Source organism: Pseudacidovorax intermedius (genome assembly GCF_001476815.1).
GTDB classification, from domain to species: domain Bacteria; phylum Pseudomonadota; class Gammaproteobacteria; order Burkholderiales; family Burkholderiaceae_C; genus Xenophilus; species Xenophilus intermedius_A.
Genome location: NZ_LDSL01000050.1, coordinates 24950 through 40066 on the forward strand (window position 1 = coordinate 24950; position 15117 = coordinate 40066).

12 protein-coding genes are annotated in these 15117 nt (G+C 71.2%); 10 read left to right on the plus strand and 2 right to left on the minus strand.

From position 1 onward, the window contains the following. Positions 1 to 7 precede the first annotated feature (7 nt). The 5 genes from NS331_RS07465 (at position 8) to NS331_RS07485 (ending at position 7023) form a co-directional block, all read left to right on the plus strand. The gene (locus tag NS331_RS07465) at positions 8 to 646 is read left to right on the plus strand and encodes a 3-oxoacid CoA-transferase subunit B (protein ID WP_058641379.1); all 639 of its coding nucleotides are present in this window, start codon (positions 8 to 10) and stop codon (positions 644 to 646) included. Positions 647 to 656: 10 nt separating this feature from the next. Beyond that, positions 657 to 1559 (plus strand): NYN domain-containing protein, encoded by a 903-nt coding sequence (locus tag NS331_RS07470; RefSeq protein ID WP_058641380.1) that lies wholly within the window; start codon positions 657 to 659, stop codon positions 1557 to 1559. A 141-nt stretch (positions 1560 to 1700) separates the two neighbouring features. Beyond that, a complete protein-coding gene (locus tag NS331_RS07475) occupies positions 1701 to 3164 on the plus strand; it encodes a sensor domain-containing diguanylate cyclase (RefSeq protein ID WP_058641381.1) in 1464 nt (487 codons plus the stop codon). A gap of 65 nt (positions 3165 to 3229) precedes the next feature. Further along, positions 3230 to 4882, plus strand: a complete 1653-nt coding sequence (locus NS331_RS07480; protein ID WP_153012774.1) for a putative bifunctional diguanylate cyclase/phosphodiesterase — start codon at positions 3230 to 3232, stop codon at positions 4880 to 4882. Positions 4883 to 4968: 86 nt separating this feature from the next. Further along, the gene (locus NS331_RS07485; protein ID WP_153012775.1) at positions 4969 to 7023 is read left to right on the plus strand and encodes a sensor domain-containing diguanylate cyclase; all 2055 of its coding nucleotides are present in this window, start codon (positions 4969 to 4971) and stop codon (positions 7021 to 7023) included. Positions 7024 to 7065: 42 nt separating this feature from the next. Here the strand turns inward: NS331_RS07485 and NS331_RS07490 are convergent, their stop codons facing one another. Continuing rightward, positions 7066 to 7983 carry a LysR family transcriptional regulator gene (locus tag NS331_RS07490; protein ID WP_058641384.1) on the minus strand — a complete coding sequence of 306 codons (918 nt, stop codon included), beginning with the start codon at positions 7981 to 7983 and terminating at the stop codon, positions 7066 to 7068. Between the two features lie 129 nt (positions 7984 to 8112). Between NS331_RS07490 and NS331_RS07495 the strand changes: the two genes are divergently transcribed. The 5 genes from NS331_RS07495 (at position 8113) to NS331_RS26590 (ending at position 14218) form a co-directional block, all read left to right on the plus strand. Next, positions 8113 to 9636 (plus strand): CoA-acylating methylmalonate-semialdehyde dehydrogenase, encoded by a 1524-nt coding sequence (locus tag NS331_RS07495; protein WP_058641385.1) that lies wholly within the window; start codon positions 8113 to 8115, stop codon positions 9634 to 9636. A gap of 1027 nt (positions 9637 to 10663) precedes the next feature. Continuing rightward, a complete protein-coding gene (locus tag NS331_RS07500; protein WP_058641386.1) occupies positions 10664 to 11818 on the plus strand; it encodes an acyl-CoA dehydrogenase family protein in 1155 nt (384 codons plus the stop codon). A gap of 110 nt (positions 11819 to 11928) precedes the next feature. After that, positions 11929 to 13044, plus strand: coding sequence for an enoyl-CoA hydratase/isomerase family protein (locus tag NS331_RS07505; protein WP_058641387.1), 1116 nt, complete (start codon positions 11929 to 11931; stop codon positions 13042 to 13044). 106 nt (positions 13045 to 13150) lie between these two features. After that, positions 13151 to 14038 carry a 3-hydroxyisobutyrate dehydrogenase gene (mmsB, locus tag NS331_RS07510; RefSeq protein WP_058641388.1) on the plus strand — a complete coding sequence of 296 codons (888 nt, stop codon included), beginning with the start codon at positions 13151 to 13153 and terminating at the stop codon, positions 14036 to 14038. Positions 14039 to 14044: 6 nt separating this feature from the next. Beyond that, positions 14045 to 14218: a hypothetical protein gene (locus NS331_RS26590; RefSeq protein WP_193758060.1), complete on the plus strand. Its 174-nt coding sequence runs from the start codon at positions 14045 to 14047 to the stop codon at positions 14216 to 14218. Between the two features lie 4 nt (positions 14219 to 14222). Here the strand turns inward: NS331_RS26590 and NS331_RS07515 are convergent. Beyond that, on the minus strand, positions 14223 to 15117 hold an 895-nt coding region (locus tag NS331_RS07515), incomplete at its 5' end, for an aldo/keto reductase (RefSeq protein ID WP_058641389.1).

Consider the following 15117-nt stretch of genomic DNA (forward strand, 5'->3'; position numbering starts at 1 on the left):
GTTCCCCATGCCCTGGACCCAAGACCAGATGGCCGCGCGCGCGGCCCAGGAGCTGGAAGACGGCTTCTACGTCAATCTCGGCATCGGCATCCCGACGCTGGTGGCCAACTTCGTCGGCGACAAGGAAGTCTGGCTGCAGAGCGAGAACGGCATGCTCGGCATCGGCCCCTTCCCGACGGAAGACCAGGTGGATGCCGACCTGATCAACGCCGGCAAGCAGACCGTGACCACGCTGCCGGGCTCGTCCATCTTCGGCAGCCACGAGAGCTTCGCCATGATCCGCGGCGGCAAGATCAACCTGTCGATCCTGGGCGCCATGCAGGTCAGCGAGAAGGGCGACCTGGCCAACTGGATGATCCCCGGCAAGATGGTCAAGGGCATGGGCGGCGCCATGGACCTGGTGGCCGGCGTCAAGCGGGTGATCGTGCTGATGGAGCACGTGGCGCGCAAGAAGGACGGCACCGAAGACCTCAAGATCCTGCCCCAGTGCACCCTGCCGCTCACGGGCGTGGGGGTGGTGGACCGTATCATCACGGACCTGGCCGTGCTCGACGTCACCCCCGAGGGGTTGAAGGTGGTCGAGCTGGCCGATGGCGTCAGCTTCGACGCCGTGCAAGCCAAGACGGGAGTCACGCTCCTGCAGTGAAAGTCAATCGATGAGTGAATGGACCGGCGCCGGTGTGCAGGCGCCCAAGGTGGCCCTGTACTGGGACTTCGAGAACCTGCACGCGGTCCTGACCGACCAGCAGAACGGCCAGGACTACTACCGCGAACACCGGCTCACGGTCCAGATGCCCGTGGCGGAGGTCGAGGTGATTGTCGACTACGCCGCCTCCCTGGGCGACGTCGTGATCAACCGCGCCTATGCCAACTGGCAGTTCTTCTCGCGCTACCGCGATGCGCTCAACGGCGCCGGCATCGACCTGATCCAGCTTTTCCCGCGCGGCGCCAACATGAAGAACAGCGCCGACATCCGCATGGCGCTCGATGCGCTGTCCGACCTGCACAGCCATCCGCACATCACGCACGTGGTGGTGGTCTCCTGCGACAGCGACTTCATCAGCCTGGCGCAGAAGGTCAAGCAGGCCGGCCGCTTCATCGGCGGCGTGGGCGTGGAGGGCAACAGCAACCGCTACTGGATCGCGAGCTGCAACGAGTTCAAGTTCTACGGCGCGCTGCTCAAGCTGCGCCAGGCGAGCGAGGCGGTGGCGGCCTCGCGGCTGGCGGAAGAGGGCGCGCCCGAAGGCGGCGACGCCGACGAGCCGGTCGATGGCGGCCCGACGGTGCTGACGGTGGAACTGGCCCGCGAGGCCCTGGTCAAGGCCGTGACGCAGATCATCGCGCGCCAGGGCGAGAACCGCGTGCACTGCGGTGCGCTCAAGTCGCTCATGAAGCGGCTGATGCCCGCCTTCGACGAAGGCCTGCTCGGCTGCCGCAGCTTCAAGGCCTTCCTGCAGCGCTTTCCGGACATCGTCGAGTTCCTGGACGACGAGGGCGGCGGCCACATCGGGCTGACGCCCCAGGCCCTGGCCCACGAGGCGCCGGCCGACGCCGGCTGAGCCCGGCCGGACCGGGCCGAGCCCGCTTCCTGCTCCACGTCAGGCGGGCACCGGTGCGCCGGTTCGTACCGAGGGCAGATACGGTCGTTCCTGCCGGGCCGCTGCTGATAGCATCCGACGCTGTTTCACGCGTCCGCCGCCATGACGTCATCCGACGATTTCCAGACCATGTTCGACCTTGCGCCAGTCTCGCTCTGGCTCGAGGATTACAGCGGACTCAAGCAGCTTTTCGACCGCTGGCGCGCCGAGGGCGTGACGGACCTGGCGGTCCATCTGCAGGCCGATCCCGCCCGCCGCGCGGCGTGCATGGCTAGCATCCACGTGCTGCGCGTCAACCAGAAGACGCTGAGCCTGTTCGCCGCCGCCGACCAGGACGAGCTGGTGGCGCGCCTGCCGGAGATCTTCCGCGACGACATGGCCGACCGGGTGATTGGCGAGCTGGCCCAGTTCTGGGCCGGCCACACCGAAATTCAGAACGAGACGGTCAACTACGCACTCGACGGCCGGCGACTGGACGTCAACGTCCGCATCCGCATCCTGCCCGGCCACGAGCACGACTGGTCGCGCGCACTGGTGTCGCTGGACGACATCACCGCCCGCGTACGCGCCGAGCGCATGCGCGAGGCCAGCGAGCGCTACGCCCGCGGCCTGTTTGAACGCTCGCCCGTGTCGTTATGGGTGGAGGACTTCAGCGGCGTCAAGCGGCTGCTGGACGGCGTGCGGGCCCAGGGCATCCGCGACTTCGGCACCTTCCTGAAGGTGCACCCCGAGTTCGTGGGCCGCTGCATCCAGGAAATCCGTGTGCTCGACGTTAACGAGGAGACGCTGCGCATGTTCGGCGCGCCCGACAAGCCCACGCTGCTGCGCAGCCTGTCCCGGGTGTTCCGCGGCGAGATGCACGATTCCTTCGCCGAGCAGCTGCGCGACCTGTGGGACGGCAAGACGACGCAGCAGCGGGAGGTGGTCAACTACACCCTGGGCGGTGAGGCGGTGCACATCTACATGCAGTTCTCGGTGCTGCCCGACCGGCAGGACAACTGGGACCTCGTGCTGCTGTCGCTGGTGGACATCACCGCCCGCCGCCGTGCCGAAGCCTACCTCGAGTACCTGGGCACGCACGACGTGCTCACGCAGCTGCGCAACCGCACGTTCTACACGGAGGAAATCGCCCGTCTGTCGCGCAAGGGCCCCTGGCCGCTGTCCATCCTGACGCTCGACATGAACGGCCTCAAGCAGGTCAACGACCAGGTCGGCCATGCCGCCGGCGACGCGCTGCTGCGCCGCGCCGGGGAGGTGCTGGCAAAGCTGGTGGACACGCCCTCCTGCGTGGCGCGCGTGGGCGGCGACGAATTCATCGTGCTGATGCCCGATACCGACGAGCGCGGCGTGCGCAGCGTGCGCGAGCACCTCAACACGCTGGTCGACCTCAACAACCAGTTCTATGCCGGTCCCTCGGGCCACCTGCTGAGCTTCGCCATGGGCGCGGCCACCTGCCGTCAGGGCGAGTCGGTCGACACGGCGCTGCAGGCGGCCGACCGCGCCATGTACGAGGACAAGGCACGGCACTACGAGGCGGAAGGCGCCGGGCCACGCCGGGTGAACTGATGTCGCCGCCGGACGACCCCGCGCCCTTCCTGCCCGCCGGTCTGCCCACCCCGACGCCGACGCCCATGCCCTTTCGAGTCCCTCGTCCGGTGGTCTGCCATTTCCGCACCGTCGCCGGCGTGCTGCGCTGGGCCGACGCGGCCGCGCAGGCGCTGACGGCCGGCACCGCCCAGGCCGGCATGAAGGCGCGCGCGCTGCTGGCGCCCGGCGAGCGCGGCTTCGAGGAGGCCGAGGTGCCGCCCGTCGGCCCCGGCCCCGCCTGCTGGGTGGGGCTGCGCACGCCCAAGGGCCGGGTGCAGGTCGAACTGCGCGGCGAGCGGGCCGACGACGGCAGCGTGCTGTGGACCGCCAGCCGCGGCCCCGGCGCGGAGGTGCTGCACCGGCTCGACCCGCTCACGCGCCTGCCTGGCCGGCTGCCCTCGCTGCCGGAGCTGTTCGCCCACCGCAACACGCCGATGCCCCGGCTGGCGGTGGTGTACCTGGACCTGGACCGCTTCCGCGAGATCAACGCCCGCTTCGGCCCCTCGGGCGGCGACGCCGTGCTGCTGGAGGTGGTGCACCGGCTCCAGTTGGGCCTGCCGGAGGACGCCGCGCTCGCCCGCGTGGGCGGGGACGAATTCGCCGCCGTGCTGCCCGGTGCCGGCCGGCCCGAATGCCAGGACCTGCTCGACTACTGCGTCGGCCGGCTGTGCGAGGACTTCCAGGTCTACGGCCAGCCGCTGACCGTCGGCGCCAGCGTGGGCGTGGCGCTGCGGGAGCAGGAGGGCCCCTCCGTCGAGGTGCTGCTGCGACAGGCGCGCCAGGCCGCCTTCGGCGCCAAGCGCGCGGGGGGCGGGCAGGTGAACTTCTTCGACGCCCAGGAGCATGCCCACGAGCAGCAGGCGGCCCTGCTGCGCCAGCGCATCGCCGAGGGGCTTGACGCCGGCGAGTTCTTCCTGGTGTTCCAGCCCAAGGTGGACATGCGCCGCGGCACCATCGTCGGCGTGGAGGCGCTCAGCCGCTGGCGCCATCCCGAGCGTGGCGAACTGCAGCCGGCCGACTTCGTGCCCTCCATCGAGGACCACGAGCTGGCGGAGCAGCTCAACGAATGGGCGCTGGGCGCCGCCATCGAGGCGGCGCGCAACTGGGCGGCGCAGGGGCGGCGCCTCTCGGTGAGCGTCAACGTGAGCGCGGGCCTGCTGATGCGGCCGGATCTGGTGCCGCGACTGTGGTCGCTGCTCGAGTGCTTTCCCGAGCGCCATCCGGGCGCGCTGGTGCTGGAGATCCTGGAGACCAGCGCCATCCGCGACATGGGCCTGGCCGCGGCCTTCATCGAGTCCTGCCGGCACCTCGGCGTGGCGGTGGTGATGGACGACTTCGGCACCGGCTATTCCTCCCTGGCCTACCTGCGGCGCCTGCCGGTGAGCGGCCTGAAGCTGGACCAGTCCTTCGTGCGCAACGTGCTCACGGACGCGCAGGACCGGGCCATTCTGCAGGGCGTGATTTCGCTGGCCGCCGCGCTCAACCTGGAGGTGACGGCCGAGGGCGTGGAGACGCGGGAGCACGGCGAGGCGCTGCTCGCCCTGGGCTGCCACCTGGCACAGGGCTTCGGCATCGCCCGGCCGATGCCGGCCGAGCAGGTGCTGACCTGGATCGACGCCTACGAAGCCTACCCGCTGTGGCCGGCCAGCGCCGCCGACGCGGCGGGCGGCGCCGCGCCGGGGCCATCGCTGCCCTGAATCCGGCGCCTCGCGCGCCGAGGAAGCGCACGAAGGTCGGCGGCAAGGACGACGAAACGTCGACAAAATGTTAAAAGCCCGTCCTTGTGAAAAGCTTTCCCCGTTTGAAGCTGCGCGGACCCTCGGCGGCCGCGCGCAGTGCCTTGCCGCCCACGGCCATCGAGACGAGCAGCCGGCTGCGTGCCGAATTGCTCACGGCCTGGGTGATCCTCGTCACCGTGGTCAGCCTGGCCATCTGGCTGGCCCTGTCCCAGCTGGCCGTCACCGCCGCGCGCATCACCGACGAGGACCATGAGCGGGCCAGCGCGCGGGCCAGCGCCGAAGCGCTGACGGCCCTGCAGCGCCAGCGGCGCAACGTGATCGCCAGCACCGCCCGGCTGGTGCAGGCGCAAGCCACGCAGGAGGCCCGGATCCAGACCTTCTCGCTCGTCGCGCCCGGGCTGGACACCGCGTTTTCGGCGCTGTTCCTCGTCGATCCGGAAGGCCGGGGGCTGGTGCGGCTGGACGAGCAGGGCCTGCAACTGGCGCCGCCGCATGCGTCGGTGCTAGACCGGCCGTACTTCCAGGAAATGCTGCGCACGCGCAAGCCGGTGATGTCGCCGCCGGTGGTGGGGCGCGACTCGGGTCGCACCGCCATCGTCATGGCCCAGCCGGTGCTCGACGGCCAGCGCGTGGTGGCCGTGGTGGCGGGGGTGCTGCGGCTGGAGAGCGGCGATCTCGGCCGCCTGCCAGGCGACCGGGTGGCCGGGGCCGTGCGCGTCATCACCGATGCGCAGGGCCACATCCTCAGCCACGAGGCGGGCCTGGCGCTGGTCGGCCTGCCGCTGTCGCGCGAGCCGCGTTTTGCCGCCGCCTACGACGACTGGGTGGCGCAGGGCCGACCGCATGACATGGTGGGCTTTTCCTTCGTGGCGGACGGCCAGGTGATCGCCGGTATTCCGGTGGCCGACACGCCCTGGATCGTCTGGCAGTCGCGCCCCGCCGCCAGCCTGAGCGGTGCGCTGCAGGACGGCCTGCAGCACACGCTGATCCTGTCCCTCGGTGCCCTCTGGCTGGCCACGCTGATCGGCAGCGCCTGGACCGTGTGGCGCCTGATTCCGCTGGGCAGGCTGGTGCGGCGCACGCAGCGGCTGGTGGGCCCGTCGGCCGATCCGGAACCGGCGGCCGACTGGCCCAGGGGCGGCGGCGAACTGGGCCAGCTGTCGGGCCTGCTGCGCCAGTTCGCGGTCGAGCAGTCCGGCCTGGCGCATGCCAACGCCGAGATGCAGACCCGTCTGAAGGCGGTGCTGGCGGCGGCGCCGGTCGGCGTGGCCTTCGTGCGCGAGGGCATCGTGGAACTGGCCAGCGCGGAATGTTGCCGGCTGTTCGGCAACGACGCGCCGCAGATGCTCGGCCGGCCTGCGCGTGAACTGTTCGAGGATGCGGACGGCTTCGTGCGCTTCCAGCAGGCCGCGACCGGCGCCGCGGCGCTGGGCGTGCCCTACGGCGGCGACTGGCGGCTGCGCCGCAGCGACGGCCTGGGCTTCTGGGCCAACCTGCGCAGCCGGCCGGTGGACTGGGAAGACCTGGGCCTGGGCGAGATCTGGACGTTGGCCGACGTCACCGAGCAGAAGCTGGTGCGCCAGCGTCTCGAATGGCAGAGCCGTCATGACCCGCTCACCGGCGCAGCGAACCGCACCTTCTTCGACCAGCGCATTGCCCGGGTGCTAGGCAACCGGGAGCTGTTCAGCCCGGCGGCGCTGATCTTCATCGACCTGGACCACTTCAAGCCGATCAACGACACCGCGGGCCACCTGGCCGGCGACGAGGTGCTCAAGCTGGTGGTGCAGGCCATCGCGGCGCAGTCGCGCTCGGGCGACCTGGTCGTGCGGCTGGGCGGCGACGAATTCGCCTTGCTGCTGGAGCAGTGCAGCGGCACCGCCGCCCTGGCGGTGGCGCAGCGGATCCGGGTGGCGGTGCAGGAGATCGGCGTGCCCTGGGAGGGCACCGACCTGCGCGTCGGCGCCAGCATCGGCGTGGCGGAGCTGACGCCGGACATCCGCACGGCGCAGGACTGGGTGGCCGCGGCCGATGCGGCCTGCTACGCGGCCAAGACCAGCGGCCGCAACCGGGTGCAGGTGTCGCCCGCGAAAGTGAAGTAGTCCGCCGCGCCGCTTGCGCCGCTTGCGCGGCATGCCGTGCACTCAGGCCGCTGGCGCCCCGGGGTCCGGGGGCATCAGCCGCGGCTGCTCGCGCTCGGCGATGGCCTTGAGCAGGTTCCACACGGCCAGCACGTGCGGCTGCTGCTTGCCTTCGGCCGGCATGGACATCCAGAAGCTGCGGGTGAAGCGCGCCACGCCGGGCAGCACCGGCACCAGCCGCGGGTCGTCCTGCGCCACGAAGGCCGGCAGCACGGCGATGCCGGCGCCGGCCACGGCCGCCTGGTGCTGGGCGAGCACGCTGGTGCTGCGCAGCGAGAAGGCATCGGGCCGCAGCAGCTCGGCCAGGAAGCGCAGCTCTTTCGAGAACAGCAGGTCGTCCACGTAGCTGATGAAGGCATGGCCGCGCAGGTCCTCGCGGCGGCGGATGGGGGCGTGCCGCGCCAGGTAGGCCGGCGCGGCATAGAGCTGCAGGCTGTAGTCGGTGAGCCGGGCGGCGACGACCGCGCCGCGCGCCGGCCGCTCCAGCGCGACCACAATGTCGGCCTCGCGCCGCGACAGCTGCAGCAGGCGCGGCAGTGCGAGCAGGTCCACCACCAGGCGCGGATGGCCGGCGGCAAAGGCGGCCAGGGCCGGGGCCAGGACCAGGGTGCCGAAGCCCTCGGTCGCGCCGATGCGCACCACGCCGCTCAGGCCCGCCTGCGGCGCGAGGGCGGGGCGGGCGCTTTCGATGCTGCGGAAGGCGGCTTCCATGGCCTCGGCCTGCGGCTGCAGCCGCAGCCCGGCCTCGGTCAGCCGGTGGCCCCCGGCCTCGCGGGTGAACAGCGGCGCGCCGAGCGCCTTTTCCAGCGCCTGGATGCGGCGGGCCACGGTGGTGTGGTCCACCGCCAGCCGGCGCGCGGCGGCCATCAGCGTGCCGGTGCGGGCGAGTTCGAGGAAGTAGCGCAGGTTGTCCCAGTCCATGGCCTTCTGCAGTTTTGCAAAGCGAGCGCGAATTTTTGTCTATTGCTGGGGCAAAACTGCAAAGCTATCCTGCACCGGTGCGTCCGACGGGGACGCTGCCGCACCCAAAGAACATCCAGGAGACACGCCATGACCCACCCCGCCCAGCCTGCGTCGCAGGTGCCCACCGTCAAGCTGCTGATCGGCGGCGAGTTCGTCGAATCCCGCAGCACCGAATGGCGCGACGTGGTCAACCCGGCCACGCAGCAGGTGCTGGCCCGCGTGCCCTTCGCCACCCCGGACGAGGTGGATGCCGCCGTCGCGGCGGCGCAGCAGGCCTTCAAGACCTGGCGCAAGACGGCCATCGGCCAGCGGGCGCGCATCTTCCTGAAGCTGCAGCAGCTGATCCGCGAGCACATGGGCGAGCTGGCGGCCATCCTCACCGCCGAGCAGGGGAAGACGCTGCCGGACGCCGAGGGCGACGTGTTCCGCGGCCTGGAGGTGGTGGAGCATGCGGCCGGCATCGGCAACCTGCAGCTGGGCGAGCTGGCCAACAACGTGGCCGGCGGCGTGGACACGTACACGCTGCTGCAGCCGCTGGGCGTGTGCGCCGGCATCACGCCCTTCAACTTCCCGGCCATGATTCCGCTGTGGATGTTCCCGATGGCCATCGCCACCGGCAACACCTTCGTGCTCAAGCCGAGCGAGCAGGACCCGATGGTCACGATGCGCCTGGTCGAGCTGGCGCTGGAGGCCGGTGTGCCGCCGGGCGTGCTGAACGTGGTGCACGGCGGCGAGCAGGTGGTCAACGCCCTCTGCGACCACCGCGACATCAAGGCGATCAGCTTCGTGGGCTCCACCCGGGTCGGCACCCACGTCTACAACCGCGCCACGCTGGCCGGCAAGCGGGTGCAATGCATGATGGGCGCGAAGAACCACGCCATCGTGATGCCCGACGCCAACAAGGAGCAGACGCTCAACGCCCTGGCCGGCGCGGCCTTCGGCGCGGCGGGCCAGCGCTGCATGGCGGTGTCGGTGGCGGTGCTGGTGGGCGAGGCGCGCAGCTGGATCCCGGCGCTGGTGGACAAGGCCAGGACGCTCAAGGTGAGCGCCGGCACGGAGCAGGGCACGGACGTGGGGCCGCTGGTGTCCTGCGCCGCGCGCGACCGGGTGGTGGGGCTCATCGAGCGCGGCGTGGCCGATGGCGCCCGGCTGGAGCTGGATGGCCGCAACCCGCAGGTGGCGGGCTACGAGCAGGGCAACTTCGTCGGGCCGACGATCTTTTCGGGCGTGAAGCCGGGCATGTCGGTCTACGACCAGGAGGTGTTCGGCCCGGTGCTGTGCCTGGCCGAGGCGTCGTCGCTGGACGAGGCCATCGACTTCATCAACGCCAATCCGAACGGCAACGGCACGGCCATCTTCACGCAGTCGGGTGCCGCGGCGCGCAAGTTCCAGGAGGACATCGACGTGGGGCAGGTGGGCATCAACGTGCCGATTCCGGTGCCGGTGCCGCTTTTCTCCTTCACCGGCTCGCGGGCCTCGAAGCTGGGCGACCTGGGGCCCTACGGCAAGCAGGTGGTGCTGTTCTACACGCAGACCAAGACGGTGACGGCGCGGTGGTTCGACGATTCGACGGTGTCGCAGGGGGTCAATACGACGATCTCCCTGAAGTGATGGTTCGTCGGGTTGTTCGGGGTGCGGCGATCTCGGTGGGTGTGGCGCTGCAGGCGGTTACGGCATTCACGCTGAGCGCACCGGCCCGGACGGTGGTGGGTACTGCGGCGTGCGCGGCGTGCGCGGCGGGCGCGCCGGCCCGGGCGGCGGTGGGTACCGCGGCGTGCGCCAGCGAGGCGGTCGGCACTGCGTGCCGACTCCCCTGCGATGCTCGCGCACCCGGCCCGCGGCAGAACTCGCTGCGCTGCCTGCGGCAGCTCCGCTCGAACAACTGCCGCGAGTCAGATCACGAAGCAGGCCTGTCCTTCGGCAGGCCTGCGGCCGGGCGCACTGCGCTTCTCGGCGCCTCACAGGCGCACGCCGCGCTACCCACCGCCGCCCATGCCGGAGTGACGGCGGCGCGCGAATCCCCACGCGGACGCGTCTGTGTCGGTGCGACCGTTCGTGGCATTGGGAGCCTCGCGGCGGCTCCAGGCGATGGCGCCGGCGCGTCACGTCCGTCGCGCGCCATGCCGCCGGTCTTCTGGGCATCCGAGGTCGGGCGACGGTGCAGGCTGCAGTCCGTGGCGGACAGGGGTTCCGGCTCCGGTGGCCCATGCGGCCAACCGGCAGGTGATGTCGGGCGCGGACGCGCGTGCCGGCTTGATGATGCGCAGCGTGTCTGCGCGCGAGGACCGGTCCGACGTGGGCGATGTGTGAGGCGGCGAGAAGCGCAGCGAGCCCGGCCGCAGGCCTGCCGAAGGACAGGCCTGCTTCGTGATCTGACTCGCGGCAGTTGTTTGAGCGGAGCGCGCCAGCGCGCAGCGAGTTCTGCCGCGGGCCGGGTTCGCGAGCATCGCAGCGGAGTCGGCACGCAGTGCCGACCGCCTCACTCTGAGCCCGCGGCGGGCCGGTCCTCGCGCGCCGCCCCCGCCGGCAAACATCTCGACACCGCCAAAGCGCAGCGTCCCCATTCGGCCCGTCCACAGAATCGATCGAAAGACGGCGGTTCCACCAGGGCGTTTGCGCCAAAGAGACACGAAACACCATGGACTTTGAACTGACCGAAGAACAACGCGCTTTTGCCGACACCGCCCGCGCCTTCGCCGCCAGCGAGTTCGCCCCGCATGCCGCCCAGTGGGACCGCGAGGCGATCTTTCCGCGCGAGGCCATCGCCCGGGCCGGCGAACTGGGCTTCTGCGGCCTCTATGCGCCCGAGCGCATCGGCGGCCTCGGCCTGCCGCGGCTCGACGCGGCCCTGGTGTTCGAGGAAATGGCCGCCGTCGATCCCTCGACCACCGCCTTCATCACCATCCACAACATGGCGACCTGGATGCTCGGCACTTGGGGCACCGACGCCGTCTGCGCGCAGTGGGGCGAACACCTGACCGCCGGCCGCAAGCTGGCCTCCTACTGCCTGACCGAACCGGGCGCGGGGTCGGACGCCGGCTCGCTCAAGACCCGGGCCGATCGCGACGGCGACCATTACGTCATCCACGGCGGCAAGGCCTTCATCTCCGGCGCCGGCGCCACCGATGTGCTGGTGCTCATGGCCCGCACCGGCGGTGCCGGCCCCTCGGGCATCTCGGCCTTTGCCGTGCCGGCCGATGCGCCGGGCATCCGCTACGGCAGGAAGGAACACAAGATGGGCTGGAACAGCCAGCCCACCCGCACCATCGACTTCGACGGCGTGCGCGTGCCGGCGGACCACCGGCTGGGCGAGGAGGGCGAGGGCTTCCGCATCGCCATGAAGGGCCTGGACGGCGGCCGCATCAACATCGCCACCTGCTCGGTCGGCGCGGCCCAGGGCGCGCTGGACGCCGCACGCCGCTACCTGCACGAGCGCCAGCAGTTCGGCAAGCCGCTGGCCAGCTTCCAGGCCCTGCAGTTCAAGCTGGCCGACATGGCGACCGAGCTGGTGGCCGCACGGCAGATGGTGCGGCTGGCCGCCAGCAAGCTCGACGCGCAGCATCCGGACGCCAGCACCTATTGCGCCATGGCCAAGCGCTTCGCCACCGACGCCGGCTTCGCGGTCTGCAACGACGCGCTCCAGCTGCACGGCGGCTACGGCTACCTGGGCGACTTTCCGCTGGAGCGCCTGGTGCGCGATGCGCGGGTGCACCAGATCCTGGAAGGCACCAACGAGATCATGCGGCTCATCGTCGCGCGCAAGCTGCTCGACGGCGATGCCGATCTGCGCTGAGCGCCGACCATGGCGCCGCGCCTGCCATCGCCATCGCTGCCGACATCCGTTCGCCACGCAGTCCCGTTCTTGATACCGAAGCGCGCCGTGCGTCGCTAAGCTCCCCGCCCATGACCGAACCTGTCGTCCTCTTCGATTTCCTGCCCACCGCCAATGGCAAGCGCTTCGGCGTGGCCACGCTCAATGCGCCGGCGTCCCTCAACGCGCTGTCCGTGGACATGGTGCGGCTGCTCACGCCGAAGCTGCGCGAGTGGGCGGCCGATGACCAAGTGGTCGGCGTGCTGCTGCAGGCCGCCGGCGAAAAGGCCTTCTGCGCCGGCGGCGACCTGCGCCAGCTCTACCAGACCCTGCTGGACTGCGGCGAGCGCCGCAACGAATACGCCGAGCGCTTCTTCGGCGAGGAATACGAGCTGGACCATCTGATCCACACCTTCCCCAAGCCCTTCCTGTGCTGGGGCCACGGCATCGTGATGGGCGGCGGCGTAGGCCTGATGGTGGGCGCCTCGCACCGCGTGGTGACCGAGGGCAGCCGCATCGCCATGCCCGAGATCCACATCGGCCTGTACCCGGACGTGGGCGGCAGCTGGTTCCTGCGGCGCGCGCCGGGGCGCACGGGGCTCTTTCTGGCATTGACGGCGGCCCAGATCAACGCCGCCGACGCCATCTTCGCCGGCCTGGCCGACGTGCTGGTGCCGCAGGCGCGCAAGGCACAGGTGCTGGAGGCCATCGGTGCCACGGCCTGGCAGGGCGAGGGCGAGGCCGACCGGGCGCTGCTTTCGCGCATGCTGGCCACCGCGGCCGAGGACGCGCCCCGCCTGCCGTCGAAGCTGCGCGAGCATTACGACAGCATCGAAGCGCTGATGGCAGGCGACGACCTGCTGGACATCGCGCGGCGCCTGCGCGCCCTGAAGACCGACGACGCCTGGCTGCAGAACGCCGCCACCGCCTTCACCAAGGGCGCCCCCAGTTCCATCGCGCTGTCGTGGGAACTGTGGCGCCGCGTGCCGCGCATGTCGCTGGCGGAGGTGTTCCGGCTGGAGTACTGGGCGTCCCTGGGCTTCTGCGCGCACAAGGACTTCGCCGAAGGCATCCGCGCCGTGCTGGTCGACAAGGACCGCAATCCGACGTGGCAGCCGGCGACGCTGGAAGAGATCACCCCGGATTTCGTGCAGGACCACCTGCGCGAGCGCGGCGACATGGCGCCGGAGCTGGTGCCGCTGCGCTGACAGCGCCCGGGCAAGGCCGCCAGGGTTCCGCAGCGCAGCCCCACCTTGCCTTGCCACCGGAGTCGCCCGGCCGTCCGTGCCCCAGACATCACCCAAGGAGACACACATGAAGATCGCATTCATCGGGCTCGGCAACATGGGCGGACCCATGGCCCTCAATCTGCACAAGGCCGGCCATGCTGTCAGCGCCTTCGACCTCTCGGCCGCGGCCTGCGAAAGCCTGCGTGCGCAAGGCGTGGCCATTGCCGCCTCCGCTTCCGCGGCGGTGAGCGGGGCGGAAGTGGTGGTCAGCATGCTCCCGGCCAGCCAGCACGTCGAATCGCTCTACCTCGGCGAGGGCGGCCTGCTGGCGCAGATCGCACCCGGCACGCTGGTCATCGACTCGAGCACCATCGCCGCCGCCACCTCGCGCAAGGTGGCCGAGGCCGGCGCCGCGCGCGGCATCGCCGTCATCGACGCGCCGGTGTCGGGCGGCACCGGTGGCGCCATCGCCGGCACGCTGACCTTCATGGTCGGCGGCAGCGAGGCCGACCTGGCCCGCGCACGCCCGGTGCTGGAGAAGATGGGCGCCAACATCTTCCACGCCGGCGGCCCCGGCGCCGGGCAGACGGCCAAGATCTGCAACAACATGCTGCTCGGCATCCTGATGATCGGCACCTCCGAGGCCATCGCCCTGGGCGTGGCCAACGGGCTGGACCCGAAGGTGCTGTCCGAGATCATGCGCCGCAGCTCCGGCGGCAACTGGGCGCTGGAGAAGTACAACCCGCTGCCCGGCGTGATGGAGGCGGCGCCGGCCTCCAAGGGCTATGCCGGCGGCTTCGGCACCGACCTGATGCTCAAGGACCTGGGCCTGGCGCAGGAGAACGCCATGGCCGTCAAGGCCAGCACGCCGCTGGGCGGCCTGGCGCGCAGCCTGTATGCCGCGCACAGCCTGGCGGGCCATGGCGCGCTGGACTTTTCCAGCGTGATCCGGATGGTGCAGAAGGCGGGGTGAGCCGCGATGGGCGACGGCACGACCCCTACGCTGCCCCCGTCCGAGGACGGCGAGCGCAGCCTGTTCGACACGATGCAGCAACTGCCGAGTACGAACGGCGCGGCCTTGGACCTCCCGCCGCGCAGCCTGGCGAGCGCCCGCGCGCTGCCCGACTTGGGCGAAGGAACGCCGGCCCGCTGATTCCTCAGGCTGCCGTCTCGATCCCCGCCCAACCCGCATCCGGGTAGCGTGCGCCGGCCGTCGCGCCGGGCGGGAAGAGGGCGTTCAGTGCCTCGACCTGCGCGGCGCTCAGCGTGACGGCGGCGGCGCCGACGTTCTGCGCCAGGTGGGTCTGCCGGCGCGCGCCCGGGATGGGCAGCACGTTGGGGCCGCGGTGCAGCGTCCAGGCCAGTGCGAGCTGCGTCGCGGGCAGGCCCCATTGCGCGGCCAGCGCCTTCAAGGCCTCGACCTGCCGCCGATTGGCCTCGGCGGCCTCGCCATTGAAGCGGGGCAAGGCGCGGCGGAAGTCGCCTTCGGGCAAGGCCGACGCCGCCGGCAGCGCCCCGGTCAGCATGCCGCGGCCCAGCGGGCTGTAGGCGACGAGGGCGATGCCCAGTTGCTGCGCCAGCGGCAGCAGTTCGGCCTCCAGACTTCGCTCCCACAGCGAGAACTCGCTCTGCAGCGCGGCGACCGGATGCACGGCATGGGCGCGGCGCAGGCTGTCCGGGCCGATCTCCGAGAAGCCGATGGCGCGCACCTTGCCCTCGGCCACGAGCTGCGCCATTGCGCCGGCCACCTCCTCGATGGGCACGGCCGGGTCGCGCCGGTGGCAGTAGTACAGGTCGACGCAGTCCGTGCCCAGTCGGCGCAGCGATGCCTCGCAGGCGGCGCGGATGTAGGCCGCGCTGTTGTCGATGCGCCGCTCGTAGCGGCCGGGCTCGCGCACGATGCCGAACTTGGTGGCCACGGTCAGCCGCTGCCGGTCGGCCGGGCCGAGACCGGCGAGAAAGCGGCCCAGCAACTGCTCGTTGTGGCCGAAGCCGTAGGTGTCGGCCGTGTCGAAATGCTGCACGCCCAGGTCGATGGCGGCCTGCAGCGTG